Origin of the sequence: Archangium violaceum Cb vi76, from assembly GCF_000733295.1 — a bacterium.
Classification (GTDB): domain Bacteria; phylum Myxococcota; class Myxococcia; order Myxococcales; family Myxococcaceae; genus Archangium; species Archangium violaceum.
The window spans coordinates 1-26,487 of sequence record NZ_JPMI01000154.1; the positions used below are offsets into that span (position 1 = coordinate 1).

At 68.5% G+C, this 26,487-nt stretch carries 22 protein-coding genes; 16 read left to right on the forward strand and 6 right to left on the reverse strand.

Features of this window, described 5'->3' with window-relative positions; translation table 11 throughout:
* Positions 1-644: KUP/HAK/KT family potassium transporter (locus tag Q664_RS22430; RefSeq protein ID WP_043399187.1), on the forward strand; the 644-nt coding region annotated here is incomplete at its 5' end.
* Between the two features lie 97 nt (positions 645-741).
* On the opposite strand, the gene Q664_RS22435 is transcribed toward Q664_RS22430, so the two are convergent.
* Positions 742-1,593, reverse strand: a complete 852-nt coding sequence (locus Q664_RS22435; protein ID WP_200883748.1) for a class I SAM-dependent methyltransferase — start codon at positions 1,591-1,593, stop codon at positions 742-744.
* A 152-nt stretch (positions 1,594-1,745) separates the two neighbouring features.
* Here Q664_RS22435 and Q664_RS22440 point away from each other — a divergent pair, with 152 nt between their 5' ends.
* The 3 genes from Q664_RS22440 to Q664_RS22450 all read left to right on the forward strand — a co-directional run bounded on the left by Q664_RS22440 (position 1,746) and on the right by Q664_RS22450 (position 6,284).
* Positions 1,746-3,113, forward strand: a complete 1,368-nt coding sequence (locus tag Q664_RS22440; RefSeq protein WP_043399311.1) for an AAA family ATPase — start codon at positions 1,746-1,748, stop codon at positions 3,111-3,113.
* Positions 3,114-3,208: 95 nt separating this feature from the next.
* Positions 3,209-3,835 (forward strand): HNH endonuclease family protein, encoded by a 627-nt coding sequence (locus Q664_RS22445; RefSeq protein WP_052518505.1) that lies wholly within the window; start codon positions 3,209-3,211, stop codon positions 3,833-3,835.
* Positions 3,836-4,088: 253 nt separating this feature from the next.
* The gene (locus tag Q664_RS22450; protein WP_043399189.1) at positions 4,089-6,284 is read left to right on the forward strand and encodes an HYR domain-containing protein; all 2,196 of its coding nucleotides are present in this window, start codon (positions 4,089-4,091) and stop codon (positions 6,282-6,284) included.
* A gap of 32 nt (positions 6,285-6,316) precedes the next feature.
* Here the strand turns inward: Q664_RS22450 and Q664_RS22455 are convergent, their stop codons facing one another.
* Positions 6,317-7,051, reverse strand: coding sequence for a metallophosphoesterase (locus Q664_RS22455; protein ID WP_043399192.1), 735 nt, complete (start codon positions 7,049-7,051; stop codon positions 6,317-6,319).
* A gap of 214 nt (positions 7,052-7,265) precedes the next feature.
* Between Q664_RS22455 and Q664_RS22460 the strand changes: the two genes are divergently transcribed.
* The 4 genes from Q664_RS22460 to Q664_RS22475 all read left to right on the forward strand — a co-directional run bounded on the left by Q664_RS22460 (position 7,266) and on the right by Q664_RS22475 (position 11,461).
* Positions 7,266-8,876 carry a golvesin C-terminal-like domain-containing protein gene (locus Q664_RS22460; protein WP_043399194.1) on the forward strand — a complete coding sequence of 537 codons (1,611 nt, stop codon included), beginning with the start codon at positions 7,266-7,268 and terminating at the stop codon, positions 8,874-8,876.
* A 13-nt stretch (positions 8,877-8,889) separates the two neighbouring features.
* The gene (locus Q664_RS22465) at positions 8,890-10,041 is read left to right on the forward strand and encodes an LpqB family beta-propeller domain-containing protein (RefSeq protein WP_200883750.1); all 1,152 of its coding nucleotides are present in this window, start codon (positions 8,890-8,892) and stop codon (positions 10,039-10,041) included.
* A gap of 281 nt (positions 10,042-10,322) precedes the next feature.
* Entirely contained in the window at positions 10,323-10,838 is a 516-nt protein-coding gene (locus tag Q664_RS22470) for a PDDEXK family nuclease (RefSeq protein WP_052518506.1), read from the forward strand.
* On the forward strand, positions 10,835-11,461 hold the full coding sequence (locus Q664_RS22475) for a hypothetical protein (protein WP_043399197.1): 627 nt from the start codon (positions 10,835-10,837) through the stop codon (positions 11,459-11,461). Before Q664_RS22470 ends, Q664_RS22475 begins: the two co-directional genes overlap by 4 nt.
* A 60-nt stretch (positions 11,462-11,521) precedes the next feature.
* Here Q664_RS22475 and Q664_RS22480 read toward each other — a convergent pair whose 3' ends face one another.
* The 4 genes from Q664_RS22480 to Q664_RS22495 form a co-directional block, all read right to left on the reverse strand.
* Positions 11,522-12,379: a carboxypeptidase-like regulatory domain-containing protein gene (locus tag Q664_RS22480; protein WP_043399200.1), complete on the reverse strand. Its 858-nt coding sequence runs from the start codon at positions 12,377-12,379 to the stop codon at positions 11,522-11,524.
* Positions 12,380-12,562: 183 nt separating this feature from the next.
* Positions 12,563-13,816 (reverse strand): hypothetical protein, encoded by a 1,254-nt coding sequence (locus Q664_RS22485; protein WP_043399202.1) that lies wholly within the window; start codon positions 13,814-13,816, stop codon positions 12,563-12,565.
* Between the two features lie 131 nt (positions 13,817-13,947).
* Entirely contained in the window at positions 13,948-14,619 is a 672-nt protein-coding gene (locus Q664_RS22490; protein ID WP_043399325.1) for a DsbA family oxidoreductase, read from the reverse strand.
* A 137-nt stretch (positions 14,620-14,756) separates the two neighbouring features.
* On the reverse strand, positions 14,757-15,797 hold the full coding sequence (locus Q664_RS22495; RefSeq protein ID WP_043399204.1) for an ATP-grasp domain-containing protein: 1,041 nt from the start codon (positions 15,795-15,797) through the stop codon (positions 14,757-14,759).
* Positions 15,798-15,866: 69 nt separating this feature from the next.
* Between Q664_RS22495 and Q664_RS22500 the strand changes: the two genes are divergently transcribed.
* The 8 genes from Q664_RS22500 to lepB all read left to right on the forward strand — a co-directional run bounded on the left by Q664_RS22500 (position 15,867) and on the right by lepB (position 26,480).
* Complete coding sequence (locus Q664_RS22500) at positions 15,867-17,315, forward strand: sigma 54-interacting transcriptional regulator (RefSeq protein ID WP_084610242.1); 1,449 nt, start codon at positions 15,867-15,869, stop codon at positions 17,313-17,315.
* A gap of 157 nt (positions 17,316-17,472) precedes the next feature.
* Positions 17,473-18,234 carry a TadE family protein gene (locus Q664_RS22505; protein ID WP_235216828.1) on the forward strand — a complete coding sequence of 254 codons (762 nt, stop codon included), beginning with the start codon at positions 17,473-17,475 and terminating at the stop codon, positions 18,232-18,234.
* Positions 18,234-19,823: a pilus assembly protein TadG-related protein gene (locus Q664_RS60060; RefSeq protein WP_043399208.1), complete on the forward strand. Its 1,590-nt coding sequence runs from the start codon at positions 18,234-18,236 to the stop codon at positions 19,821-19,823. The genes Q664_RS22505 and Q664_RS60060 overlap by 1 nt, the downstream gene beginning before the upstream one ends.
* Positions 19,817-20,773: a TadE/TadG family type IV pilus assembly protein gene (locus tag Q664_RS22515; RefSeq protein WP_052518507.1), complete on the forward strand. Its 957-nt coding sequence runs from the start codon at positions 19,817-19,819 to the stop codon at positions 20,771-20,773. Before Q664_RS60060 ends, Q664_RS22515 begins: the two co-directional genes overlap by 7 nt.
* On the forward strand, positions 20,770-21,534 hold the full coding sequence (locus tag Q664_RS22520; protein ID WP_152622275.1) for a hypothetical protein: 765 nt from the start codon (positions 20,770-20,772) through the stop codon (positions 21,532-21,534). The genes Q664_RS22515 and Q664_RS22520 overlap by 4 nt, the downstream gene beginning before the upstream one ends.
* Positions 21,535-21,626: 92 nt before the next feature.
* The gene (ileS, locus tag Q664_RS22525; RefSeq protein ID WP_043399210.1) at positions 21,627-24,521 is read left to right on the forward strand and encodes an isoleucine--tRNA ligase; all 2,895 of its coding nucleotides are present in this window, start codon (positions 21,627-21,629) and stop codon (positions 24,519-24,521) included.
* A 177-nt stretch (positions 24,522-24,698) separates the two neighbouring features.
* Positions 24,699-25,487 (forward strand): SDR family NAD(P)-dependent oxidoreductase, encoded by a 789-nt coding sequence (locus tag Q664_RS22530; RefSeq protein ID WP_043399212.1) that lies wholly within the window; start codon positions 24,699-24,701, stop codon positions 25,485-25,487.
* A gap of 45 nt (positions 25,488-25,532) precedes the next feature.
* Positions 25,533-26,480 (forward strand): signal peptidase I, encoded by a 948-nt coding sequence (lepB, locus tag Q664_RS22535; protein ID WP_152622276.1) that lies wholly within the window; start codon positions 25,533-25,535, stop codon positions 26,478-26,480.
* Positions 26,481-26,487: the final 7 nt, after the last annotated feature.

The following is a 26,487-nucleotide window of genomic DNA, read 5'->3' on the forward strand; positions in this document are numbered from 1 at the left end:
TGTCCTTCTGGGGGGCCAACGCGGTGAAGATCGCCGCGGGAGGGTGGTTCCCGCTCACCATGGCGCTGTGCGTGTTCACGCTGATGACGACGTGGAAGAAGGGGAGGGACATCCTGGCCAGCCGGCTGCGGGGCAGCAGCCTCCCGTTGAAGCAGTTGCTGGACAGCTTCGGGGACCATCCGCCGGTGCGGGTGCCTGGGACGGCCATCTTCATGACGGGCAATCCGGAGGGCACGCCGCCGGCGCTGCTGCACAACCTCAAGCACAACAAGGTGCTGCACGAGCAGGTGATGCTGCTGACCATCGCGTCGGAGGAGGTGCCGCACGTGCCGCCGGAGGACCGGGTGGAGGTCATCAAGCTGGAGGAGGGCTTCGTGCGGGTGATTGCCCGGTACGGCTTCATGGAGAACCCGAGCATTCCGGACATCCTGAAGCGGGGGAGGGAGAAGGGGCTGCAGTTCAACCTGATGGGGACGTCGTTCTTCCTGGGCCGGGAGACGTTGATCCCGAGCAAGAAGCGGGGGATGGCGATGTGGAGGGAGGCGTTGTTCTCGTGGATGTCGCGCAACGCGAGGAGCGCGACGGCGTACTTCCGGATTCCGCCCAACCGGGTGGTGGAGCTGGGCGCCCAGGTGGAGCTGTAGCCACGCTCTCCTCTCTCTCCCTCTGGGAGAGGGTCGGGGTGAGGGTCAGGCCCCCGGGTTGAGCCCGTGCGAGAGGACCCGTGCCCCCAAACCGTGCTCACCCCGGCTTGCGGAAGGACAGTCCGAACATGAGGGGCAGCTCGGGGACGCCCTCGGGGAGCAGGAAGCGGTGGCCTGGGGCCTGGCGCATGCCCTCGATCAGCTGGCAGCCGTTGGCGTAGCAGTACTCCTCGAGCCGCTCGAGCAGGAGCCCGTGGCGCAGGAGGGGATTGATGACGTCCCCGAGCCCCCACTGGAAACCGTGGCTGGGGTGGGGATTCTTGAAGTCCTGTACGCCCTCCTCGTAGCCCCAGTGCACGAGTCCCTCGCCGGACTTCGCGACATAGTCCCCCACGCCGACGGCCTCGGGGACGTGGTGGCCGCCGCCGTAGGGGAAGGCGAGGCGGAGCTTCTCGTCGAACATCCAGAGGACGGGATGGAAATCGACGTAGACGAAGCGGCCGCCGGGCTCGAGGACGCGGGAGATGCCCGCGGCCCAGGGGTTCAGGTCGGACAGCCAGCCAATGACGCCGTAGGAGCAGAAGACGAAATCGAAGCGGGCGGGGGGGGAGGAGGCGAGCCAGTCGTAGACGTCGGAGCGCTCGAAGGTGCCGGGGATGCCGGAGTTGGCGGAGAGGGAGCGGGCGAAGTCGATGGCCTCGTCGCTGATGTCCACGCCGGTGACGGTGGCTCCGCGGGCGGCGAGGCTGAGGGTGTCCTGTCCGGAGTTGCACTGGAGGTGGAGGAGCGAGCGGCCGTGCAGCTCGCCGAGCAGCTCGAGCTCCTCGGGGAAGAGGGTGGAGCCGCCCTCGCGGAGGAAGCGGGCCTGGTCACCCTTGTGGCTGTTGTGGGCACGGGTGGCGGCGTTCCAGGAGAGGCGGTTGGCCTCGTGCAGGTCCTTCTTCAGCATGGGAGCGTCTCCGGTTGGAGGGGCGAGATTACGCCGGGAGACGCGGGAGCGCGCGGCGGGCTGACAGGGAGGTGCGAGGAGGCGGGGGACGGGGTATGGAGGGAGCCAGCCTCCTGTAGTCCGCGAGGCACGTGGGAGCGAGGTCGGACGCCATGTACATCAGCAAGATCCACCTGGAGAACATCCGGAACTTTCGCTCCGGGTTACAGACCGTGGATCTGGATCTGCGCAGGCCGGATGGACGCTTCGCGGGCTGGACTGTCCTCGCGGGGCGTAACGGGACTGGGAAGTCCACCTTTCTGAAGGCGATTGCACTCGTCATCGCGGGCCCAGAGAGTGCTCGTGTTTTACAGCAGAGTTTCCGTGGGTGGATTCACGCGGGGCAGGATCGTGGAACTGCCGCCACCGAGCTTGTTTTCGATGAGCGGTTCGACAAGCCCAAAGCAGATGCCTCTCTTGTGGCAGGTTCTTTTTGGAATGCGTTGGGATGGGGGAAGGATGACCCCTCCGCCCTGGAGCCGGTGCTCGCAGGCACCTCATCCCTGGATGAAGTGCTCCTTGCCCATGGCGATGGCCGGTCGCATGAAGGTGACCCGGATGGACCCTGGGCCAACAATCCAAAGGGGTGGTTCATTGCCGGATATGGACCTCACCGGCGGCTGACAGGGCATGCGCTCGATGCGCAACGCTTGATGAGTGGGCCTTCTCAAATCGCTCGGCTCGTCAGTCTCTTCCGTGAAGATGCATCGTTGGTCGGAAGCGTTCAGTGGCTCAGGGAACTGCATCTCCGACGCTTGGAGAAGAGGGAAGGGGCGGGGGAACTCCTTGATGGGGTTCTGAGTCTGCTCAACGATCGCTTGTTGCCGGATGGTGTTCGGATCGACAAGGTTGATTCCGATGGGCTTTGGGTCACTCAGGGTGGGGTGTCACTGCCCTTGTGGGATATGAGTGATGGTTACCGGACGGTGACCGCGCTCATCCTGGATCTCGCCTACCAACTCCATACTGCCTACCAGGAGTTCAAACTGGTCCAACAGGATGGCACATGGGTCGTGCCTTATCCTGGTGTCGTGCTGATCGATGAGGTCGAACTGCACCTGCACCTCTCCTGGCAACGACGTATCGGTTTTTGGCTCAAGGAGCATTTTCCGAACATTCAGTTCATCGTCACCACGCATAGTCCGTTCGTCTGCCAGGCTGCGGACCCGAAGGGACTCATCCGGCTTCCAGCCCCAGGCGAAGATAGGACCGCGGAGCACGTTTCCGACGAGCTGTACAAGACGGTGGTCAACGGCACCGTGGATGAAGCTGCGCTGACTGAGTTGTTCGGTCTGGATCACGTCCATTCCGACCAGTCGGAAGCCCTCCGCGAGCAAGTGGCGCGATTGGAAGCGCGCATCCTCAGGGGGGAGGCCACTCCCGAGGAGCGCGGGCAGCTGGACCAACTTGCCTCGCAACTTCCGGATACGGCGAGCACGCTCATGGAGAGGGCGCTGCGGAAATACGGGCTCGACAAATGAGGAGACTGCGTCGAGAACGGCTCAGCGAGGCAACGCAAACGGTCCTCCAGGATAGGACACGAAGGATTTTGGCTTCTGCTGATCCGAGCGCGGAGATGTATAAGCTGTGGGAGGCGCGGAACAATCAAGCATTCGACGAGATCCGCTCCACGCTGCGATCTATGGCCTCGGGATTGGAGCGCTGCATGTATTGCGAGGACAGCGCGGGCACAGATATCGAGCACTTCTGGCCCAAGTCCCTCTATCCCGAACGGGCGTTCTCCTGGGACAACTACCTGCTGGCGTGCAGTGGATGTAACAGCAACTACAAGCGCGAACAGTTTCCTTTGGATGAGGCAGGCCAGCCGTTGCTCATCGAGCCCACCTCCGAAGATCCTCGAGACCACTTGGTCTTGACCAGCAAGACTGGGAAGTTCGAGGCGAGAACACCGAAGGGCCAGAAGAGCATTGAGGTTTTCGGGTTGTTTCGCGACGCACTGGAGAAAGGCCGAAGGTCGGCTTGGCGCATCATCTCTTTGCTGTTGCTGCACTACGGCGATGCTTGCTCGCGCAGCGACTGGCGGACAGCGATCTCCATCCAGCAGGACCTTTGTCAGTACCCCTTTGCTGGGGTCTTCGTCTGGCTCATCGACACCGCTGCGCGTCCTGATGCGGCCATGTTCATCGACGAACGATGCCTCGCGGTGCTCGACAAGTACCCCGACATCAAGGACTGGCTCTGAGCTCGGCTGCTCGCTCCGTGCCGTGACTCGGATTGTCCACACGTGAGAAACGTTCGCACCTGACAATGCCACGGCCCCACGGGGAGGGGTGGATGTCCGTGGTGAACGGGAGCGCGGAGGTGTCCGTCACGGAGCGGACGTCGGGGGCGTGCTCGCTGGACATTGCACCGCGAGCACGCTCCTCGCGCGGGGCACGCCGTCACTACTGATTTGCCCAGCGTGGGTGCCGCATTGCCCTCGCTGGGGAATCTTCATGCACGATACGTGTCCGCCTGCTCGCTCGCCTGGCGTCTTCTCTGGCCTCGGTCTCTCGCTCCTGACGCTCGTCGGTCTCGTGTCCGGCTGCGGTGGCTACTCCGTGGAGTGGGATTCGGACTCCCTGACCGAGTCCGCGCCGCCCGTGGTGGAGACCCCGCGGGCGCCTCCCGGGATTCCCACCTCGCACGAGCCCCCACCGGGAGTCCCCACCGGCTCGCGGGGCGGCTTCGTCATCGTGACGGGCGATGACGCCGATGACCTGTGGCACTGCGAGGGCAGCCGCTGCGGTGGCCTCTATCCCTCGCTCTTCAAGGCCGCGCTCTCCAAGTCGCGCTCGGGTGGCAGGGGCATCCTCGCCATTGGCGTCAACGGCGGGCAGGCGCGGGACTCCTTCAACAGCTGGAACAGCCCCACCCACGGTGGCCCCAACGCGAGCGTCACCCACGTGCTCTCGGCCGGGGAGATTGCCCGGGTGGACTTCAACCGGTACGCCCTCGTCTACCTGCCCTCGTCGGAGCGGCACACGATCGGTGGCCTCACGGACCAGCAGATCTCCGCGCTCAACGCGCGCCAGCCGGACCTCGCGCGCTTCGTCAACGAGCGGGGGGGCTCGCTCATCGCGCTCACCCAGGCCGAGGTCCCCGGGGGCTGGGGATTCCTCCCCATGCCGCTGCGGACCCATGACATCCCCTTCGATGTCGCCGAGCCCACGCCGGCCCTGCGGGAGTTCTCGCCCTCGCTCACCGCCTTCGAGCTCAGCCACAAGTCCTTCCACAACGTCTTCACGGGGCCGAGCGGCTTCTCGGGTCTGCGCGTGCTCGCCTACAACGACGAGGCCCTCAACCCGTATACGGGCGCGCCCGTGATGCTCGGAGGCTCCTCCGTCATCCTCACCGCCGAGGACTGTGCCGACGGGCATGACAACGATGGAGATGGAGCGGTGGACGGCCAGGACACGGACTGCCACGTGTGTGGCAATGGCACCGTGGACCCCGGCGAGGCGTGTGATGACGGCAACGTGAGGGACGGGGATGGCTGTGGCGCCACGTGCCAGAAGGAGAACCGCGCGCCCGAGGTGACTTGCCGCGATGTCTCGGTGTGCACCGACGCGGGCGTGTGCGTGGCCAACGTGCCCGCCAGCGTGGCCACCGCCACGGACCTGGATGGGGATGCCGTGTCGTGGGACCTGCACCCGCGGGGCCCGTATTCCCCGGGGACGCATGGTGTCTGCGTCACCGCCTCGGATGGGCAGGCGCAGGACTCGTGCTGGTCCCAGGTGACGGTGCGCGACTGCGAGGCCCCCGCGCTCGTCTGCCCCGCGGACTTCCGCGTGGAGTGCTCCGGCCAGGGCGGGGCCGTCGTCTCGCCGCCTCCCGCCACCGCCACGGACAACTGTGGCTCGGCCTCCGTGACGCAGCCGGTGGCCCGCGCGCTGCCGCTGGGCTCGCACACGCTCGAGTACTCGGCGGTGGATGCGTCCGGCAATACCGCCACCTGCGCTCCCACGGTGACGGTGGTGGACACGCTCTCGCCCTACCTCGTGTGCCCCGAGCGCATCGTCGCCGAGTGCACCGGCCGCAACTCCGCCTACGTGGTGCCCGGCGTGGCCACCGCCGTCGATGCCTGCACTCCCGCCCAGGTCTCCGGCCCGGGGGCGGACTGGTATCCGCTCGGCTCCAACGCCGTGCGCTATACCGCCCGGGATGGCTCGGGCAACGAGTCCTCGTGCACCTCGGCCATCGACGTGGTGGACCAGACGCCTCCCGTGGTCACCCTGTCTCCGCCCGCGCCGCTGTGGCCCGTGGATCAGCAGTACCGCACCGTCCGCCTCGAGGACTGCATCGTCGTGCATGACGAGTGCGGCGGCGGGCTCACGCAGACGGGGGCCTCGGCCTCCATCTCCTGCGTCTCCTCCGACGAGCCGCGCACTGGCACCGAGCCGGATGTCGTCTTCGTGGACGCCACCACCGTGAAGGTCCGCGTGGACCGCGCGGCGAGCGGGAATGGCCGCGTGTACTCGCTCCACTTCGAGGTGCGTGACACGGCGGGCAATCTCACCCGCGGCATCTGCCCCGTGGGCGTGCCCCTGGAGCGCGGCGGTGCTCCCGTGGTCGACAGCGGCGAGGTCTGGCGCTCCTGCCGCACGGCGGGCGAGGGGCTCGCCTGGAAGCCGATTCCGGTGGCCGAGTAGGGAACCCTCTCCCGGGAGAGAGGGGCGGTGGGCTACTCGTCGAGCAGCATCGGCGAGAAGCCCGCCGCGTCACACGAGGCCAGCACGTAGCGGATGCCGGCCCGCTCTCCGGTGAAGCCCGCCGGGATGCCTCCCGCGTGCAGGTGCCCGTACACGCACACCTTCGGCTTGAAGGCCTCGATGGGGCCCAGGAACGCCGTCGTCTTCTCGTTGGCGTACAGCGGCGGGAAGTGCACCGCCACCACCCGCGTCAGCGGCTCGGCGCTCTCCTTCTCCTTCTTCTCCGCGTCCGCGATGGACGTCGCCAGCCGCCGCGTCTCCCGCTCCACGTACCCCGCGTCCCCCGACTCGTCCCCCATCTCCCCGCCCGGCATCGGTGGGGCCTCGGGCGCCGTCCACAGCCGCGTGCCGGCGATCACCCACCGCCCGATGACCACCGCGCTGTTCTGCAGGAAGCCCTCCAGCGTCTTGTACGGCTCCAGCAGCTTGCGCAGCTTCGACGCCGAGTCTCCCCACCAGTAGTCGTGGTTGCCGCGCACCAGCACCTTGCGCCCCGGCCGCTCGTCCAGCCACTTCAGGTCGTCCAGCACCTCCGTGGGCCGCGTCGCCCACGAGATGTCGCCCACCACCAGCACCACGTCCTCGGGCCGTACCTTCTCGTCCCAGGCGCGTTGCAGTGGCAGCGGATGCTCCGTCCACCCGAAGCGGTGCATGTCCTTGTTGCGCGTGGACGGCAGATGGGTGTCCCCGATGGCGAAGAGACGCATGCCCTTCTCCTAACCCAGCCCGCCTCCCGCGTCGCCCCTCCTGTCGCTCCGCGCCCGTCTGCTCCCCTGGCGCCCGGAGGCCAACCGCTCAACCTACCTGGGATACTTGGGACATCAAGTGGATTCCTGGAAAAACGTGCTTCCCTTGGGCTTTGAGAAAGTGCATCTTATCGTGCCAGTCCCCCCAGCCTCGTTTTTTCAAGGAGTGCTGTACATGCACCCGTTCCGTAAGCCGTTGGCCACCCTGGCCGCCGCCCTCGCCCTGGCTGCCTGTGGTCCCCAGGAGCCCGCCCCCACCGAGACCCCGGCCGTGACCGAGGACTCCCGCACGCCCGCCCAGCGCGAGGCCGAGCGCACCCCGTACGAGCTGGACGAGGCCTTCGCGAAGGCCGGCAAGGACTTCGGCGTTCCGGCGGACCTGCTCAAGGCCATCTCCTACACCGAGACCCGGTGGGAGATGGTGCGGGGCGAGGTGGAGTTCGAGGGCATGCCCGCGGCGTACGGACTGATGGCGCTGCGCGGTGAGAAGCTCTCCGAGGGCGCGCGCCTGGCCGGCGTGTCCGAGGAGGCGGCGCGCACCTGGCCCGAGGCCAACATCCGGGCCGCCGCGGCGCTGCTGTCCTCGTACGCCAACGAGCTGAAGGTGGACCGTACGGACGTGGGCGCGTGGGCCCCGGCCGCCGCGAAGCTCAGCGGCATCGACAACGCCGAGGCGCAGGCCCAGTACATCCACCAGAACGTCTACGACATCCTGCGCAAGGGCGCGGTGGCCCAGACGCCCGCGGGCGACCTGGCCGTGTCGCTGATGCCCACTCAGGCGCAGGCGAAGTTCCCCTCTCCCGGCGTGGTGCGCTCGATGAGCGCGGACTACGCCCCCGCCATCTGGCGGGCCTCGCCCAACTACAACGCGCGTCCGTCGGGCACGGACGTCTCCATGGTCGTCATCCACACCTGCGAGGGCAGCTACTCGAGCTGCTGGAGCTGGCTGGTCAACTCCGCCTCCGGTGTGAGCGCGCACTACGTGGTGAACGAGAGCGGCTCGGAGATCTCCCAGCTGGTGCTCGAGTCCAACCGCGGCTGGCACGTGGGCGCCACCTACAGCTGCAGCCTCAACGGCAGCGTGATGTGCGGCCTCAACGGCACGTCGGTGAACAACTTCTCGGTGGGCATCGAGCACGGCGGCTTCGCCAGCCAGTCGTCCTTCCCGGCCGGGCAGATCGACGCCTCGGCGAAGCTGACGTGCGACATCACCAAGGGCCAGGGCATCGTCCGCGACAGCTACCACATCGTGGCGCACGGCCGGCTGCAGCCCGCCAGCCGCACGGACCCGGGCCCCAACTGGCCGTGGAGCACGTACATCAGCAAGGTGCAGAGCTACTGCGGCACCTCCACGCCCAGCACCGGCATCATCATCGACAGCAACCAGGCCAACAACGACACCTCCAAGGGCTACGTCGAGGTGACGGGCTCCAGCTGGGCGTCCTCCACGAACGTGGGCGGCTACTACGGCTCGGGCTACTACGCCTCGCCCACCGCGGCGGTGTCGGAGCCGGTGACGTTCTGGTTCTACCTGCCCTCGGCGGCCACCAAGACGATCGACGCCTGGTGGACCTCGGCGACGGACCGCTCCACGACGGCGCCCTTCATCATGTACAACGCGAGCGGCACGAAGCTGGCCACGGTGAACGTGAATCAGCAGGCCAACGGCGGCCGGTGGAACACGCTGGGGACGTACAGCTTCACGGCCGGTTGGAACAAGGTGCAGCTGAGCCGCTGGACCACGTCGGGCTACTACGTCATCGCCGACGCCGTGCAGGTGCGGTAGAAGTCGGGTCGTGATGACTCGGGACTTCGCGAAACAGGTGGGGTGGGGTGGAGCGGCGCGGCGGTTGGCGGTGCTCGCCCTGCTCGGGGCTGGATGCAAGGCGGGCTCGTGTGGCTCGGGCGCATCCGGCTCCGGGCCCCTCTCCGAGCAGGAGCGGAAGGGGCTGCCGGGAGTGATTGCCTTCGTGTCGGAGCGAGCGCCCCAGAAGGATGTCTGGCTGGTGCGGCCCGCCACGGGTGAGCAGACGCAGCTGACGCGAGGTCCCGAGGATGAGTATCCCGGCGCGCCGTCTCCGGATGGCGCGTCGTTGGTGGTGGTGGCGGCGGCGGAGGTGCAGGGGATTCACGTGGAGCAGCTGAGGCTGGCGCCGTTGGACGGTGGAGCGGTGGTGATGTTGGCGCCGCCGCGGGGCCGTGCGCGCAACCCGAGCTGGGCGCCGGACGGCAGCTGGTTCGTGGCCGAGTCGGACGCGGAGAGCTTCAGCGACGTGGTGAAGCAGGCGCCGCGCGAGAACGCGGAGGTGACGCGGCTGACGCAGGCGCCGGAGGGCAACTTCGAGCCGAGCGTGTCACCGGACGGGACGCAGGTGGCGTTCGTGTCGAGCCGGACGGGAGATCCGGAAATCTACGTGATGAAGGCGGACGGGACGGACGTGCGGCGGTTGACGTCGTTCCACAAGGAGGACATGGCGCCGAAGTGGAGCCCGGACGGGAAGTGGATTTCGTTCCTGAGTGACCGGGAGGGGCGGGTGAGGGTGTTCGTGGTGAAGCCGGACGGGACGGGCTTGAGGGCGGTGTCGGGGAGCCAGCAGACGGGGGAGGAGCGGGAGCCGGTGTGGAGTCCGGACGGGAAGAAGCTGGCGTTCGTGGGGAGGGCGAAGGACCAGAAGTCGCGCATCTGGGTGGCGGACATGGGGGGAGGGGAGCCGGTGGCGCTGACGGATGGGAAGAGCACGGATGACCAGCCGGAGTGGAGTCCGGATGGGAAGTACCTGGCGTTCGCGTCGGAGCGCACGGGAGACGTGGAGTTGTTCCTGATGAGGGCGAACGGGAGCGGCCAGACGCAGTTGACGAGCACGAAGGGCGCGGACTGGCTGCCGCGCTGGTTCGTGCCGAAGACGCTTCCGCCCGCGGGGCAGGGAACTGGGCGGGCCGAGGGCACCTGAGCCCGGGCCGCGCCGCACCCGCACCATCACCCCAGCTTCCCCCCATATCCCCTCTCCCCTCGGGAGAGGGACGGGGTGAGGGTATCGGTCCCCCGGGTTCCCACCTGGGAGAAGACCCCCGGGTCCTGAGCTCCGTCCGTGGAGTTCCCCGGGGGCACCTTGCCATTCCCGAGAGCGGAGCGCAGACTGCCTGACCTGAGACGTCAGGGGCCTCCGCTATACTGAGCAGGTTCAGTGAGGGGCAGGCCAGGGGGCCTGTCCTGGAGGGGAGGCGCGTGGGGATGGGACGAGGGAAGGCGGCCCTGAGGAGGGAGTACGAGGCGCTGAAGAAGGGCGGGATGGAGGCACAGGAGCGGGGCCGAAGGCTCGAAGGACTCGTGTACGAGTTGCTCGAGTCCGAGTCCTTGCATCCGCGGCGCAACACCCGGCCACCCGGGGAGGAGATCGACCTGTCCTTCACGGATGGATACCGGCACTTCCTGTTGGAGGCCCGGTGGAGGTCGCGGGTGTCGGTGGGGGATGTGTTCGCCTTTCGGGGAAAGCTCGAGGGCAAGCTGGCGGGGACGCTCGGTGTGTTCCTCTACCTCGGAGCGGAGTTCAGCAAGGGGGCCATCCAGGCGATGACCTGGGGCAAGGGCATCAACACGTTGCTGTTCAGCGAGCATGACCTCGATGACGCCTTGTCCCCCGAGCATTCATTCCGCGAGGTGCTCGAACTGAAGCTCCGGTACGCGGTGAGTTACGGACAGTGCCACGCGACCTATAGGTCAATCAGGGACCTCTGGAGGAAGTCATGAGAAAACCGGTCGAGCACCCGGCGCAGCGGAAGATTGCCTTCCTCGTTGATGGAGACAAAGAGAAGCTGCTCGTGGAAGCACTGGCGCGAAAGGTGATTGAGCGGCATCGCCCTGCCTCACAACCTGGCCTCGTGACCATCCGACTCGCGGGCACTCCGCGCGAAGGCGTCTTTTCCCTGGTCGAGGTGTTGCTGACTCAGGACTACCAGCGCTTTCTCATCCTTTTCAACACGGGCTCCACCAGCCGACGGCGCATCGCCTACATGGCCAGTGAGATTCACGAGCCGCTCGTCCGGGTGAGATTGGAGGACAAGGTGTCCATCATTCCCCTGGTGCCTTCAATCGAGAGCTGGGTGCTCGCGGACGAGGAGGCTCTCGCGCGGGCCGCGGGGAGGCGCTGGACCGGAGACGTGCCGCACGAGCAGGGCCGGCCCGAGGACGTCCTGCGAGAACTGCTGGGAGGGTGGGGACCCAGGGAGCAGAAGCGCGTGGCGCGCTACCTGGACCCCGAGCGGATGCGCGGGAAGGACAAGAGCTTCGACGCCTTCGTCCGGGCGCTCCAACTGGCGCTCGGTGCGCGACACCTGCCCGTGTCCGAGGAGCGGGAACCCGCGGTCACGTGAGGACGCGCGGAGGGCTACCGGGCGGACGAGCCGCTCTCCGGCCGCCTGCCCTCCCTGAAACTACGGAGGGTAGCTCCCCGGATACAGGGTGAGGACGAGCCCCATGCCCGCGGCGGCCCCCGCGTTGCGGGCCTGGTAGTCCCTGGCGCCCTGGATGGCGAGGCCGAAGGTCTCCGCTGCCGCGCCGGAGTGGACGTAGATGAAGAGGCCGGTGGCGCTGGTGCCGTCCTGGGTGGCGCTCTGGAAGTCCGGGGCGGGGTAGTAGATGCGGTGGGCGAGGTCGCCGCGGTCGAGCGCCACGTGGGCGCCGGCGATGGGCGCGCCCGAGGCATCCACGACGCGGCCGAGGATGAAGCCGGCCTCGCGCAGCGTGCGGGCCCGGTCATCGGTATGGGCGCGGATCCACGGCTCGCCGACGGCGCGGGTGAGGGCGTCGTGGAAGGAGGTGGGCAGCGCCCAGACGCGGGCGCCGATGATGTCGGTGCGCGGCCGGGTGCGGGTGAAGACGGTGTCGAAGACGACGGTGGAGCTGCGCACGAACCCTTCGTGCTCGAAGCTGGCGGCGAGGCTCAGGTGGATGTCGCGCACGGGCACATCGGACACGGAGAACGCACCCGTGGAGCCGATGTCACCCCGGCCCAGCACGGAGTTCGCGTCGCTCACGCCCACGCGCAGGGGCTCCTCGATGATGAGGGGGAGTCCCTCGAGCGAGGGCACCGCCTGGCCCTGGGATTCGAGCAGGCGCGCGGCCTCGGGGAAGAGCTCGGCCTGACCGGTGACGCCGATGGTCAGGTGGTCGAGATCCACCATCGAGCTGTCGCCGCGGTCCACACCAGGATCCGGGTCCACGGCGTCGCCACAGGCGGCCGGGGCGAGCCCGAGAAGAGCACAGCAGATGACGAGACTCGGACGCTTCATGACTGGGCGCCAAGATCTCCACGCTCCCGCGTATCGGCAATCCACCCCGGAGCCCCAGACGTCTCGTGGAAGACGGAACACTTCGTTCCCCGTTGCTTACGGGCGGAAAAGGCGGAGGGCCGCCCCTGCCTCGCGAGAGGAAGGGAGCGGCCCTCGAAGTCACGGACTGCGGGAAGTCAGGACCTACCGGTTGCGGCCCCAGCCACCGCTGCTGCCGCCGCTGTTGCCATTCCCGCCGCCGCTGTTACGCGGAGGAGGAGGGGAGCTGTTGCCACCGCCGCTGCTGCCGCCACTGTTGCCCCAGCCGCCGCCGCCGCTGCTGCCGCCATTGTTACGGGGAGGAGGCGGAGAGCTGTTGCCACCGCCGCTGCTGCCGCCACTGTTGCCCCAGCCGCCGCCGCTGCTGCCACCGTTGTCACGGGGAGGAGGCGGGGGAGGGCTGCTGTTGCCGCCACCACGGGGACGGTCATCATTGTCCCGGCCGCCGTTGCTCCAGCCACCGCCGCGAGGAGGAGGCGGCGCGTCGTCATTGCGGCCCTGGCCCGGGCTGTTGCCCCAGCCGCCCTGTCCCGGCGGAGTCCCGCCCTGTCCCGGAGGCGTGCCACCGTGGCCCGGCGGAGTCCCGCCCTGGCCCGGAGGCGTGCCACCGTGGCCCGGGGGCGGGTTGTTGTTGCCGCCGCCCTGCGAGGGCGGATTCGGACCCTGGTTGCCCCAACCCCCGCTGCTCTGGGGCGGGCGCGTGCCGACGCCGGTGCCCGGAGGAGGCGGAGGCTGCTGGCCCCAGCCGCCGCCCTGCGAGGGCGGATTCGGATTCTGGTTGCCCCAGCCACCGCTGCTGGTGGGCGGGCGCGAGCCGACGCCGGTGCCCGGAGGAGGCGGAGGCCGCTGCGAGTTGCCCCAGCCGCCGTTGGAGGGCGGAGGATTCGGGTTGCCCCAGCCGCCGTTGGAGGGAGGAGGCCGGTTGCCGCCGCCATTCACGGGCGAGGCGTCGTGGTGGTTGTCCCAGTCACGCGGCTTCGGAGGCGGGCGGTAGTTGCTGTAGACGTACACCGAGCGGTCGCGGTCCCAGCGGTACGAGCTGCCCGAGTACGTGTACGGGAAGTAGTCGTGGCTGTGGCGGCCGTGCATGTAGCAGTGATGGCCACCCTCGATCGGGTGGTAGTCCATGTACCAGATGACCCGCGGCGCCCGGTAGACGTACACGTCATTCGAGTAGGTGTAGTCGTTGACTTCCGAGGGCGCGTAGCCGTGGACGTGGTTGTACGACTCGGTGCACCAGCCGCCGTACGCGTCGGGGTGGGCTCCCGAGTAGTGGTACTGGTAGACGGTGGCCGGGGGGGTGTTGTCCGAGTAGTAGCCGGGCTGGTGGTAGTGAGCGACACAGCCGGAGCCCATCATCAGGGCAGTGGGGACTGTGAGGAGCAGAAGGCGACGCATGGCGGTTCTCCGGGGCCGGTCGTGGGCCAGCCCGCCCAGTTCATCAACGACAGGGAAGCAGACGGGCGGGCGCCGAGGATATTCAACACCCGTTTTCCGTCATTTCCGAGGGGGGCTGGTGCACCCTCGGGCTAGTGCACCATGCGCTCGGACGAGCCGGAGCGCGGGGCGTGCAGCTTGCCCAGGCAGGTGAGGATGTGCTCGCGGTACTCGGCCACGTCGCGCAGGCCGCACACCATCCACCGGCCGGCGATGACCAGGGTGGGCACGCCGCGCACGCCGCGGCTGGAGGCCAGCTGGTGCTCGTCCAGGATGAGCTTGCGCGTGTTGTCCGAGTGGAACGCCGCCGAGAAGGGGCTCATGTCCAGGCCCACGCGGCTGGCCAGCTCGAAGATGACGTCCGTGCGCGTGACGTTGACGCCCTGCTGCAGCGCCGTCTGCTGCATGGAGCGCGCGAGGTGGTTCCTCGCCGCGGGGCTCTGCAGCCGCGCCGCCTCCAGGGCCGCCAGCGCGGGGATGCTGGTGCGCGGCGCGTCTCCGCCCCGCCACAGCTCCGTGGACAGCAGCTTCGCGGCCGGCTCCGGCTCCTGCTGGGCCCGGCGCACCTCCTCCGTCAACCCGCGCAGTTCCTTCTCCGTGGGCCTCTTGTCGTGGACGCGCAGCGGGTACGGCCTCACGCGCCAGCGAATGAGGTCGCCGAACTCCTGTTTCAGGGTTTCCAGCCGCAGGTCGGCCAGGTAGCACCAGGAGCACAGCACATCCTGGTAGACGGTGATCTGCAGCGGCTTGGGCAGGGGCTTCATGTGCGAGCGCCGCGAGATTACGAAGGTCGCGCTCCCACTGCCAATCCCCTCCGACATTTTGCGGAAGTGCCCATTCCCAGGAGGGCCGAGCAAGAGGCTCGTCCGTCCGCCTGCCCCACGGGCGTCACGGCCGCGCTTCACACTGCCTGTAGCGGCTCTCCCGCCGCCGCGTGCGTCCGCGCCAGGGTGAGCGCATGGTCGACGATCGCCCCGGCGATGTCCTGCTTCGTCGCCCGCTCCAGGCCCTCGAAGCCCGGGCTGGAGTTGAGCTCCATCAACCGCGGCCCCTCCCGGCCCTCGAGCATGTCCACGCCGGCGAGCTCCAGCCCCAGCAGGTGCGCGGCCTTCACCGCCACCTCCACATAGGAGGCGGGCAGCTCCACCGGGTGGCCCTCGCCGCCGCGGTGGATGTTGGAGCGGAACTCGCCCTTCTTGGCGCGCCGCTGCATGGCACCCACCACCTTGTCGCCCACCACCAGGGCGCGCACGTCCCGGCCCTTGCTCTCGGCGACGAACTCCTGGAGCACCACCTCCTGCCCCAGGTCCCAGAAGGTGTTGACGATGGTCTGCACCTCCTGGAGCGAATGGGCGATCATCACCCCCACGCCCTGGGTGCCGCGCAGCAGCTTGATGATGACGGGCAGTCCGCCCACCTCCTCCACGAGCTTGCGCACGTTGCTGCGATCATGCGCCATCACCGTCCGGGGCACGTCCAGCCCGCCCGCGCACAAGAGCTGGAGCGCCCGGAGCTTGTCGCGGCTCTGGGAGATGGCCCCGGCGCCGTTGAGCACGGCTATCCCCATCATCTCGAAGTGCTTCACCACCGCCAGGCCGTAGCCGGTGATGGAGGCGCCGATGCGGGGGATGACGACATCCACGCCCTTGATGTCCACGCCGCGGTAGAGCATTCGCGGCTGACCCGGGGCGAGCACCATGGTGCAGCGCAGGGTGTCCAGCACCAGGGGCCGGTGGCCGTGCTGCTTGACGGCCTCCACCAGCCGCCGGGTGGAGTACAGGGAGCGCTTCCGCGAGAGGATGACCACCGTCTTCTTGGCCCCGGGCTTGCGGGGAGCCGAGGGGGCCGGGGCGTCGGACGGCGATGGCTCGACGGGGCGAGCGGGGGCCTTCGGGCGGGCCCGGGCGGGCGCCTTCTTGGACGAGACCTTCTTGGCGGGCATGGAAGGAGGGCGAGCCTACCACGGGCGGAGGCGGGTGGCGTCGCCCGTGTTTGCTATCATCGAAAAGTGATGAATCCAAAGGAAGCGCACCCGGACGACGTTCTCACCAACCCCGGAGAGAACGGTCTCGACTCCATCATCGCCCCGGCCGATGGGGGCGTGGGCTCCGGCACCGAGGTCCTGGTGCTCGAGTCGCGTGCCACGCTCAAGCTGCGCAAGTGCCGCATCCAGGTGTCCGCCGGGCCGGACGAGGGCAAGTCCCTCGTCTCCGACAAGGAGCGTCTGCGCTGTGGGGCCCACCCCACCAACGACCTGGTGCTCGCCGAGGACCGGACGGCCAGCCGCCATCACTTCGAAATCATCAACACCGAGCGGGGCTGGCTGCTGGTGGACCTCAACTCCACCAACGGCACCTTCCTGGATGGGCGGCGGATTGAGCGCGCCTACCTCTCGGCCGGCGCCCAGATTCGCGCCGGCTCCTCCACCCTCACCTTCGCCCCCATCGACGAGGAGGTGACGGTGGAGCCGGACCGCGAGGGCGAGCTGTGCGGGCTGGTGGGGCAGAGCGTGAAGATGAGGCAGGTGTTCGCGCTCATCAAGAAGATCGCCCCCATGGACGTGTCCGTCATCATCGGAGGCGAGACGGGGACGGGCAAGGAGCTGGTGGCACAGGCCATCCACGAGCTGAGCGGGCGCAAGAAGGGGCCCATGGTGGTGCTGGACTGCGGCGCCATTCCGCCCAACCTCATCGAGAGCGAGCTGTTCGGCCACGAGAAGGGCTCCTTCACGGGGGCCATGGCGGCGCGGCCGGGCGCCTTCGAGCGGGCGCACGGGGGCACCATCTTCCTGGACGAGCTGGGCGAGCTGCGGCTGGACCTGCAGCCCAAGCTGTTGCGCGTGCTGGAGAACCGCGAGGTGCGGCGCGTGGGCGGCAACGACACCCTGGAGGTGGACTGCCGGGTGATCGCCGCCACCAACCGCGACCTGCCCAAGGAGATAGCGGCGGGCAACTTCCGCGAGGACCTCTTCTTCCGCCTGTCCGTCATCAACCTCCAGCTGCCGCCCTTGCGCGAGCGCCGCGAGGACATTCCGCTGATCCTCAAGCGGGGGCTGGCGGACCCGGAGGTGGTGGCGCGGCACGGGCGCAAGCGGATCTCCCCCGAGGCCCTGTCACTGCTGATGGCCTACGGGTGGCCGGGCAACGTGCGCGAGCTGATGAACGTGCTCTCCCACGTGCTGGCCTTCAGCGACGGCGAGGAGGTGTTGCCCGAGCACCTGCCGCCCCGCGTGCGCGGCCAGCAGCGCGAGGGGCCGCTGCCCTTCAACGAGCACCTCACCTTCAAGGACGCCAAGGAGCAGCTGCTGGAGAACTTCGAGCGCGAGTACGTCACCAGCGTCCTCACCCGCTGCGAGGGCAACCTCTCCCGCGCTGCCCGTGAAAGTGGCCTGCACCGCAAGTCCATCGAGCGCCTGGTGAAGAAGTACCAGCTCGACGCCAAGGGCATGAAACCGCGTTGATGCGGTGCGTCAGGACAAATGTCGCAAGCAGGCGTCCGGGCCCTTCCACCGGTCCAGTTGACCGATGGGAAAGTCAGCGGTGGAGTGTGACAAAGGCCCTGATATGAGCACCGTGGAGTCCCGATCCCCCCAGGGACATGAATCCGGTCAGGCGGCTGTGGAAGCCGCGCTGACGCTGCCGCTCGTCATCTTCCTCGTGCTGGGGACGCTGCAGCTCTTCATGATGCTGCAGGGCCGCATCATGGCGGAGTACGCGGCGTTCCAGGCGGTGCGTGCGGGCAGCCGCAACCACGGTGACTGCGTGCCCATGGTGCACGCGGCGCTGGCGGGGTTGCTGCCCAGCGTGACGCCCTACCTGGGTGGCTCGGGGGGTGGCTCGGCGGCGGAGAAGCTGGCCTCGGCGTGGCAGGACCGCATCGGCCCCAGCACCGACAATCCGGACCCCAAGTACCAGCGGGGCCGCGGGAAGGATGGCCGGCACGACGGTCCCATCTTCTGGCTGGTGCGCGAGTCGCCCCGGCCGGCCGACATCGGCGGCGCGGAAGATCCCGACTTCGACCTGCCCAGGGGAGATGGCTCGAACGCCATGCGCCTGGAGGTCCGGCTCATCTATTGGTACCGGCTGCGCATCCCCTTCGCGGACTGGGTCATCAGCCGCATGATGCTGGCCCACCTGGGGTTGAAGAAGTACGACGCCGCCAACCCGCTCAATCCGGCGGACGCCCAGGCGGGCTGGGAGAAGAGCTCCGCGACCGTCATCAACCTGGATCCGCAGATCCGTGACGAGCTGCGCTCCCGGGTCGACTCCAAGCAGTACGTCATCCCCATCCAGGCCACCTACGGCATGCGGATGATGACTCCCGCGCGCGCGGTGCACTTCGAGCAGCAGAACTGCGCTTCCACTCCGGAGGGGCTGTGATGAGACGCCGTGGACAGACGCTGGTGGTCTTCGCGCTCAGCCTGCTGTTGCTGGTGCTGATGGTGACGATGACGCTCTCCATCGGCATGAAGACCAAGGAGAAGATGGAGCTGCAGACGATGGCGGATGCCGCCGCCTACTCCAACGCGGTGGCCACCGCGCGTGCCTTCAACTCCATCTCGCTGATGAACCGGGCGCTGATGGGGCACATGGTGGCCATGACGGGCGTGGAGAGCCTCATCTCCTGGAGCAGCTACTACCGGGGCACCATCCACGCGACCAAGAAGGCCTACGATCTCCCCAAGGCGGAGTACGCGCTCCTCGTCGCGGCCTGTACCTCCAACCCCTCCACGTGCGCGTGCGCCACCAAGGCCGTCCTGGACATCGAACAGACGCAGAACGACCTGGAGCAGGCGGACAAGAAGCTCGACGGCGAGTGGGATGGCCTGGACACGGCCGCGGGCCAGGAGGCGGCTGCCTTGCAGCTCTCCTCCATCTGGGAAGAGCAGAAGGACGTCTACCAAAGGGATCTCACCCAGCGCGTGCTCGAGGCGCGGATCGCCCAGCGCATCGTCGACGAGGCCAAGAAGGGCATGCCTTTCGGGGGCAACGATCTCTCGGTGGTGACGGCGTCCATCAACAGCCGGGAGGTCAATGGCGGCAACGGTTGCGGGGGCAAGGGGGCCGCCTGCCTCCGCCGCGACGCGGGCAGGAAGCTGCACTTCGTGGACGCGGCCATGGGCAGCCGTGGCTTCGCCTTCGTGACCGGACGTGGGGCGGCCGGCCCCATCCGGCGCAAGCTGAAGGATCTCATCCCCAACCGGGACACCCTCGTGAGCGTCACCAACGAGGGCAGCGGCTACTTCCCCAACCAGAGCAAGACCCACTCCGGGCACACCATCGACGCCACCGAGGTCTGGGGGGATGATCACGGCTCGGTGAGCATCATCTTCAACCGGGCCGATTCACCGTGCCCGAACGGGTTGCCCGGCTCGGCCGACGCCATGGCGCACGTGCGCAGCAACCACAGGGGGGATACCAGCGACGAGCACCGGTGGACCGGCGGCGGCGGCGATCCCGACTCCCAGACGCGGCACACCATGGGGACGTGCACGGCGTGCCCGGGCATCTGGCCCTCGCACATGGACTACAACTACAACCTGGTGGCGCAGGCGGGGGACAACTTCGGCCAGCCCAAGAACTACGCCGTCATCCAGCGCGACTACAGGCAGCGCAAGGGCGGGAAGGCGGACCCGTGGAACCTCCTGTTCCGCTTCCGCTTCTCCAAGGCCCGGGGCGGCACCGAGTTCGACAACCGCGGCATCGAGCTGTCCGATGCCAATGGTGGCACGGACATCTCCAAGGCCACGGCGCTCTCCACGGGCATCGCCTACTACCGGCGCGCGGGCCCCTACTGGCGCGAGCCTCCCAACTTCCTCAACCCCTTCTGGCGGGCCACGCTCGTGTCGGCCCACGTGGATGATCAGGGCGTCCAGGACGTGGGCTCGACGCTGAGGGCCGACGCGGATGTGGAGTTCGCCGCCGACGTGTACGAGGCGCTCAGGAAGAAGGGGTACAAGGGATGGTAAGGCTCCGCGGAACCAGGGCGTCGCAGCGCGGCCAGGGCACCACGGAGCTGGCGCTCGGGCTGCTGCTCTTCGTCACCGTGCTCATCTTCGGCATCCACTTCGCCGAGGTGGGCTACCTGTCGCTCAAGGTGCAGGAGGCGGCCACCAGCGCGTTGTGGGACACCACCAGCGCGAAGACGCACGAGCTGCCCAGGGACTTCAGCGATCTCACCGAGCTCATCAGCTCGAACAAGCCGGGCAAGCTCGCCACCGAGCGCTACGCGGACTTCGACGGGCGCGCTTCCAAGCGCGGGCGGTCGAGGGTGGTCCAGGTCTTCACCTCCGCCGAGGGCCTGGAGGTCACCTGCCGCGAGGCCGGGGAAATCAGCTTCCCGACCAGCTCCTCCACCGGCAACGTCTACCAGGACGTGGGAGGCATGAGCTGCACCTCCCGGGCGGTGCTCTCCCCCGTGGCGAAGTTCACCCGCCGCTTCCTGGACCGGGGACGGGGGGGCTTCTTCGACGTGCCCCACTACACCGTGGGGTCCATCCCCGTGTGTGGCCTGGGCCGCGTGAAGGGCGGCACGTGCGCTGGCGGCTTCGGCATCCTCCTGGATGACTGGGGCCTGTCCAGCCGGGCCGAGGCCAGGGAGTGCCGGGTGCTGAATGGCTCGAACTGCGCCAACGAGGCCTATTTCGAGTCCGCGCGGCGGGTCTACAGCGCCCACAACGCGGTGAATGGCGCCTCGGAGAAGCTGGCCAACAACATCGTGGGTGAGGCGCCCATCAGTCCGGGCACGTTCTGGATGAGCTTCCGGGGCATGGACAGCAACTTCCAGGAGCGGGAGAACGGCGGCGACAGCGACCCCAACGACTGGAAGACGACGCCGGGCGCCGGCAGCCGCAGCCCCGAGTACAACACCTCCTACTCCCGGCGGCAGAACTGCTTCCTGGGGAAGCCGTGCCCGTGAGCACCCGGCTGGGGCTGGTGCTGGTGGGAGTGCTGTGGGGCGCGGGAATCGCCTCCGCGCGGCCCAAGGCCTCCGAGCAACCGAAGGCCTCCGAGCAGCCGGTGCCCTTCGCCTGGGACGTGCCCCGGGTGCTGGAGTCGGTGGAGATGCCGGGGTTCATGCGGGCCGATGGCATCCCGGTGCGGCTGCGCTCGGTGAAGAGCGCGGAGAAGCCCCAGGTCATCCTCCAGCACCTGGTGGACCGCTTCGAGGCGGCGGGCTTCTACATTCCGCCGGACCACCACCGCACCCAGTGGTTCCAGGAGCCGCAGCTCACCGCGCTGGATACGGACCGGCTCATCTCCTACACCTTCCTGCTGCAGCCCAACGCGGATGGCTCCACCACGGTGATATTGGGCGAGGCCAACCTGGGCATGGCCCGGCGTGAGCGCGCCGCCTTCGCCCCCGTCTTCCCCGGCGGCAAGGACGTGATGCAGAGCGAGATGGAAGGCGCTCGCACCATGACGTACCTGGCCCAGACCGAGCCGGAGAAGGTGCGGGACTTCTACCAGAAGGAACTGAGCGGGGCGGGGTTCTCCGAGACGTCCACGGGGACGTGGCGCCGCGGCGGCGAGGAGCTGCGGGTGTCGGTGCGCCCCGTCAAGGAGGGCCAGGTGGCGGTCATCGTCCTGCGCCGCAACGCCCTCGAGGCCGCGATGGAGCCGGACGTCCAGGAAGGCCCACAGCCCGGCCGCTCGCAGCCCGAACCGGGCAAGCGCTGAGCCCCAGGCGTTCCGCCCGGCACTGTCGCTGGGAGGCGCCCGGTACGCTTGCGGATTGAAGCGCCTGCGGGCCCGTGTTACGGCCCGAGGTCATGAGCGACACCGGCACCCCCCCGAAGGACTACAAGGACTCGGTCAACCTCCCGAAGACGGACTTCCCCATGAAGGGGAACCTGGCCCAGCTGGAGCCGAAGATGCTCGGCTGGTGGGCGGAGAAGGGGATTTGGGGGAAGATTCTCGAGCGGCGCGCGGCCGCCGAGCCCTTCGTGCTGACGGATGGGCCCCCGTACGCCAACGGCCACATCCACGCGGGCCACGCGCTCAACAAGATCCTCAAGGACATCGTCGTCAAGTACCGCAACCTCGCCGGCCGCCGGTGCGACTACATCCCCGGCTGGGACACCCACGGTCTGCCGATTGAACAGGCGGTGGAGAAGCGGCTGAAGGACAAGAAGATCGACAAGCGCACGCTGGACCGGGAGGCCTTCCTGGAGCAGTGCCGCACGTACGCGATGGAGTTCATCGACATCCAGCGCACCGAGTTCAAGCGCCTGGGCGTGCTCGGGGATTGGGACCATCCGTACCGCACGCTCGACTTCTCCTACGAGGCGCAGGAGATCCGCGAGCTGGCCACGTTCGCGAAGCGGGACATGCTCTACCGGCGCAAGAAGCCGGTGTACTTCTGCGTGACGGACCAGACGGCGCTGGCCGAGGCCGAGGTGGAGTACGAGGACCACGCGAGCCCCTCCGTGTACGTGGCCTTCCCGGCGGGCCCCGAGGTGGCCGAGAAGGTGCCGAAGCTGAGGGGGAAGAACGTCTCCTTCGTCATCTGGACCACCACGCCCTGGACGCTGCCGGCCAACCTCGCCATCGCGATGAACGGCGAGTACGAGTACGTGTTCTACACGCTCGGCGAGCGCGTCATCTGCGTGGCGAAGGATCTGTTGCCCAAGGTGCTGGCCGAGGTGAAGGCGGACGAGCTGGCGGTGAAGAACGCGAAGCTGCCGGGTGGCGAGGAGGTCGCCGCGGCGTCGCTGGTGGACCCCGAGCGGATCGTGGCCTACGCGCGCGGAGACGAGCTGGAGGGCTGCACCTACCAGCACGTCTTCTACGAGCGGCAGGGGAAGATCCTCCTGGGCGAGCACGTGACGCTGGAGGCCGGTACGGGCCTGGTGCACACGGCGCCGGGACACGGCCAGGAGGACTACGAGGTGGGCCTGAAGTACGGGCTCGACATCTACAACCCGGTGCGCCTGGACGGCCGCTACGACGAGAGCGTGGGCGAGCGGCTGACGGGCAAGAAGGTCTTCGAGGCCAACCCCATCGTCATCGACATGCTGGCCGAGAAGGGCGTGCTGCTCAACGACAAGTCGGACAAGGTCGAGCACAGCTACCCGCACTGCTGGCGCTGCCACAACCCGGTCATCCTCAGCGCGACGTACCAGTGGTTCATCCCGCTGGACAAGCCGCTGAAGGGGGACAAGTCGTACCGGCAGCAGGTGCTGGACGAGGTGGACAAGGTGCAGTGGGTGCCCTCGTGGGGGCACAGCCGCATCCGGGGCATGCTGGAGACGCGGCCGGACTGGTGCATCAGCCGCCAGCGCACGTGGGGCGTGCCCATCCCCATCGCCTACTGCGAGGGGTGCGACGAGTCCGTCATCTCCGCGGAGTTGATGGAGAAGGTGGCGGACGCGGTGGAGAAGGAGGGCGCGGGCGTGTGGTACCGCACGCCGGTGAAGGAGTTCCTCCCCGCGGGCTACCCGTGCAAGAAGTGCGGCAAGACGGAGTTCCGCCGCGAGACGGACATCCTGGATGTGTGGTTCGACTCGGCGTGCGCGTTCAGCGCGGTGTCCGAGCGGCGGCAGCGGGTGCCGGCGGACCTGTTCCTCGAGGGCAGCGATCAGCACCGGGGCTGGTTCCACTCGTCCATCCTGGTGGCGGTGGGCACGCGCGACATGTCGCCCTACAAGGCGTGCCTGACGCACGGCTTCGTGGTGGACGGCCAGGGCCAGAAGATGAGCAAGAGCCTCGGCAACACCGTGGCGCCGGAGAAGCTCATCCAGCAGTACGGCGCGGAGGTGCTGCGGCTGTGGGTGGCGAGCAGCGACTACCGCAACGACGTGCGCCTGTCGGATCAGATCATGAAGGGTCTGAGCGAGGGCTACCGGAAGATTCGCAACACCATCCGCTACGCGCTGAGCAACCTGTACGACTTCGAGCCGGAGAAGGACGCGGTGCCCGCGGACAAGCTGTTGCCGCTGGACACGTGGGCGCGGGGCCGGCTGGCGGAGGTGGTGGCGCGGGTGCGCAAGGCGTACGACGCGTACGAGTTCCACCTGGTGTACGCGACGGTGGTGGACTTCTGCGCGAGTGACCTGTCGGCGGTGTACTTCGACATCCTGAAGGACCGGCTGTACACGTCGAAGGCGGCGGGGCCCGCGCGGCGCAGCGCGCAGACGGTGCTGCACGAGGTGGCCACGGTGCTGCTGCAGCTGTTGGCGCCGGTGATGAGCTTCACCTCGGAGGAGGCGTGGCAGTACCTGCCGGGGAAGAAGGCGGAGAGCGTGTACCTGACGGACTTCCCGGAGCCGGCGGTGAAGCCGGACGCGGCGCTGTCCGAGCGGTACGAGAAGCTCTTCGCGGTGCGCGGCGCGGTGCAGGGCCTGCTGGAGGCGGCGCGCCGGGACAAGATGATCGGCGCATCGCTGGAGGCGCGGGTGGTGCTGAGCGCGAGCGGCAAGGCGCTGGAGTTCCTGAAGGCGAACGCGGCGGAGCTGCCGGGGCTGTTCATCGTGAGCCAGGTGGAGCTGGCGGACGCGGCGGGCGAGAAGGCGCAGGCATTGAACGTGGCGCAGGCGCTGGGCGAGGACGTGAAGGCGGAGGTGCTGACGGCGAAGGGCGAGAAGTGCCCGCGCTGCTGGACGTACTCCGAGAAGATGGCCTCGGGAGCGCCCGTCTGCGAGAAGTGCCAGGACGCGCTGAGCTGAGGGAGGCCCGGAGCCGGGTCCTGCGGCCCGGTGCCCTGCTCCGCCCACAACCCCTCTCCCACCGGGAGAGGGACGGGGTGAGGGTGTCGAGCCCCTGTGAGCGCGCTCCCCTGGCGAGCCCTTGACCCGCGGTGGCTTGCGCGGAGTGGTGCCCGGAGTGACAGTGAGACCACCACGATGGGACACGTGGCACTCAAGGGGCAGCACATGCGCTTCGCGGGAAAGTCAGCGGTCATCACGGGTGGGAGTGAGGGAATCGGCTTCGCGATCGCGGCCGGGCTCGTCGAGGAGGGCGCGCGGGTGGTGCTGGTCGCCCGGCGCGAGGACAAGCTCGAGGAGGCCGTGCGGAAGCTGGGGTCCCATGCCTCGTACGTGGTGGGAGACGTCGCGAGCGAGGAGACGGCCGGGCGCGCCGTGGAAGCGGCGGTGAGCCGCCACGGAGGGCTGGACCTGCTCGTGAACAACGCGGGAGTCCTCCGCGCCGGGGTGGTGGGGGCGTTCTCGATGGAGGACGTGGACGCGATGTTCGCGGTGAACGTGCGGGGGACGGTGGTGTTCACCGACGCGGCCGTGAAGGCGATGAGCGGGCGCAAGGGCGCGGCCATCCTGAACATCTCATCGGCGGCGGGCCGTCGCCCCCTGCCGAACATCGCCATCTACGGCGCGACGAAGGCGGCGGTGCAGCACCTGACGCAGACGTGGGCCATCGAGCTCGCCGCGCGTGGGATTCGCGTGAACGCCCTGTGCCCCGGCGCCATCGAGACTCCCGCCTTCCGCTCGGTGGCGAAGGTGATTCCGGGCTTCGAGCAGGCGGCGCTCGACGTGAGCCTCATCAAGCGCATCCTCCCCGCCGAGGAGCTCGCGAGGCATGCGCTGACGCTGCTCGACGAGAAGGAGGGGGGCTACGTGACGGGCGCCATCTGGGACGTGGATGGTGGCTACCAGCTCAACCGCTTCGTGGATTGAGTATCTTCGGGCAGGCCATTGCCCCCCATTGAGTCCAGGAACTCCATGTCGACTTCCTCCCCGAGAGTCTCCCGCTGGCGCCGCTTGTGGGCGGTGGTGCTGAGCATCAGCCCGGGCAGTGGCCACCTGTTGCTGGGGCGGTGGTGGCGGGGCACGGTGTGGATGGGGGCGCTGCTGCTGAGCCAGGCCGCGCTGCCGTTCACGGGCTTCCCGGGGTTCGTGCTCATGCTGGGGTGCTTCGTGGGCGCGGCGGTGGACGTCGCGAGACTCCCGCCGCGGGAGCAGGGCGTACCGAGGGTGGGCTGGGTGCTGCTGGGGCTGATGTGCTTCTGGACGGTGTCGTCCGTCGTGGGGCGCACGACGCGGCGGATGGTGGCCGAGCCTTTCAGGGTGTCCTCCGGCTCGATGCAGCCGACGCTGTACATGGGGGACCAGTTCTACACGGACAAGACCGTGGGGAGTCCGTTGCGGTGGCGGGCGGTGGAGCGGGGCGACGTCATCGTCTTCAAGGCTCCGCCGCAGCCCGAGCAGCATTTCGTCATGCGGGCGGTGGCGTTGGCCGGGGATGTGGTGATGATCCGGGCCGGCAGGCTGCACCTCGGTGGCGGACCGGTGGAGTGGGCGCCGCTCGGCGGCTGTGAGGGACTGGGGCTCGCCTCGGAGGGGATGGCCGCGTCCTGCCGGAGGTACGAGGAGACACTGGGCGAGCGCCCACATGAGGTGCTCCTCAACGAGGAGCCTGGCGGCTGGTCATTCAACTTCCCGTCCAAGAGCGTCAAGTGCCCTCGGGGCATGGAGGAGCGCGAGGACGGGTGCGTGGTGCCGGCGGGGCACGTCTTCGTGCTCGGGGACAATCGTGACAATGCCCTCGACTCGCGCGTCTGGGGACCGCTGCCGCTGGAGAACGTGGTGGCGGCGGCGCGCTTCATCCACTTCTCGTGGATGCCCGGGGGAGGCGTGCGCTGGGAGCGGCTCGGCGCGCGGGTGCGCTGAAGGCCGC

Excerpts from the sequence above, each read along its gene's own strand:
- Q664_RS22435 (WP_200883748.1), bottom strand. The coding sequence starts at position 1,593 with ATGCTGAAGAAGGACCTGCACGAGGCCAACCGCCTCTCCTGGAACGCC.
- Q664_RS22460 (WP_043399194.1), top strand. The coding sequence starts at position 7,266 with ATGCACCCGTTCCGTAAGCCGTTGGCCACCCTGGCCGCCGCCCTCGCC.
- Q664_RS22500 (WP_084610242.1), top strand. The coding sequence starts at position 15,867 with ATGAATCCAAAGGAAGCGCACCCGGACGACGTTCTCACCAACCCCGGA.
- lepB (WP_152622276.1), top strand. The coding sequence starts at position 25,533 with ATGTCGACTTCCTCCCCGAGAGTCTCCCGCTGGCGCCGCTTGTGGGCG.
- Q664_RS22450 (WP_043399189.1), top strand. The coding sequence starts at position 4,089 with ATGCACGATACGTGTCCGCCTGCTCGCTCGCCTGGCGTCTTCTCTGGC.
- Q664_RS22490 (WP_043399325.1), bottom strand. The coding sequence starts at position 14,619 with ATGAAGCCCCTGCCCAAGCCGCTGCAGATCACCGTCTACCAGGATGTG.
- Q664_RS22480 (WP_043399200.1), bottom strand. The coding sequence starts at position 12,379 with ATGAAGCGTCCGAGTCTCGTCATCTGCTGTGCTCTTCTCGGGCTCGCC.
- Q664_RS22485 (WP_043399202.1), bottom strand. The coding sequence starts at position 13,816 with ATGCGTCGCCTTCTGCTCCTCACAGTCCCCACTGCCCTGATGATGGGC.
- Q664_RS22445 (WP_052518505.1), top strand. The coding sequence starts at position 3,209 with ATGTATAAGCTGTGGGAGGCGCGGAACAATCAAGCATTCGACGAGATC.
- Q664_RS22455 (WP_043399192.1), bottom strand. The coding sequence starts at position 7,051 with ATGCGTCTCTTCGCCATCGGGGACACCCATCTGCCGTCCACGCGCAAC.
- Q664_RS22440 (WP_043399311.1), top strand. The coding sequence starts at position 1,746 with ATGTACATCAGCAAGATCCACCTGGAGAACATCCGGAACTTTCGCTCC.
- Q664_RS60060 (WP_043399208.1), top strand. The coding sequence starts at position 18,234 with ATGAGACGCCGTGGACAGACGCTGGTGGTCTTCGCGCTCAGCCTGCTG.
- Q664_RS22470 (WP_052518506.1), top strand. The coding sequence starts at position 10,323 with ATGGGACGAGGGAAGGCGGCCCTGAGGAGGGAGTACGAGGCGCTGAAG.
- Q664_RS22465 (WP_200883750.1), top strand. The coding sequence starts at position 8,890 with ATGACTCGGGACTTCGCGAAACAGGTGGGGTGGGGTGGAGCGGCGCGG.
- Q664_RS22530 (WP_043399212.1), top strand. The coding sequence starts at position 24,699 with ATGGGACACGTGGCACTCAAGGGGCAGCACATGCGCTTCGCGGGAAAG.
- ileS (WP_043399210.1), top strand. The coding sequence starts at position 21,627 with ATGAGCGACACCGGCACCCCCCCGAAGGACTACAAGGACTCGGTCAAC.
- Q664_RS22515 (WP_052518507.1), top strand. The coding sequence starts at position 19,817 with ATGGTAAGGCTCCGCGGAACCAGGGCGTCGCAGCGCGGCCAGGGCACC.
- Q664_RS22475 (WP_043399197.1), top strand. The coding sequence starts at position 10,835 with ATGAGAAAACCGGTCGAGCACCCGGCGCAGCGGAAGATTGCCTTCCTC.
- Q664_RS22495 (WP_043399204.1), bottom strand. The coding sequence starts at position 15,797 with ATGCCCGCCAAGAAGGTCTCGTCCAAGAAGGCGCCCGCCCGGGCCCGC.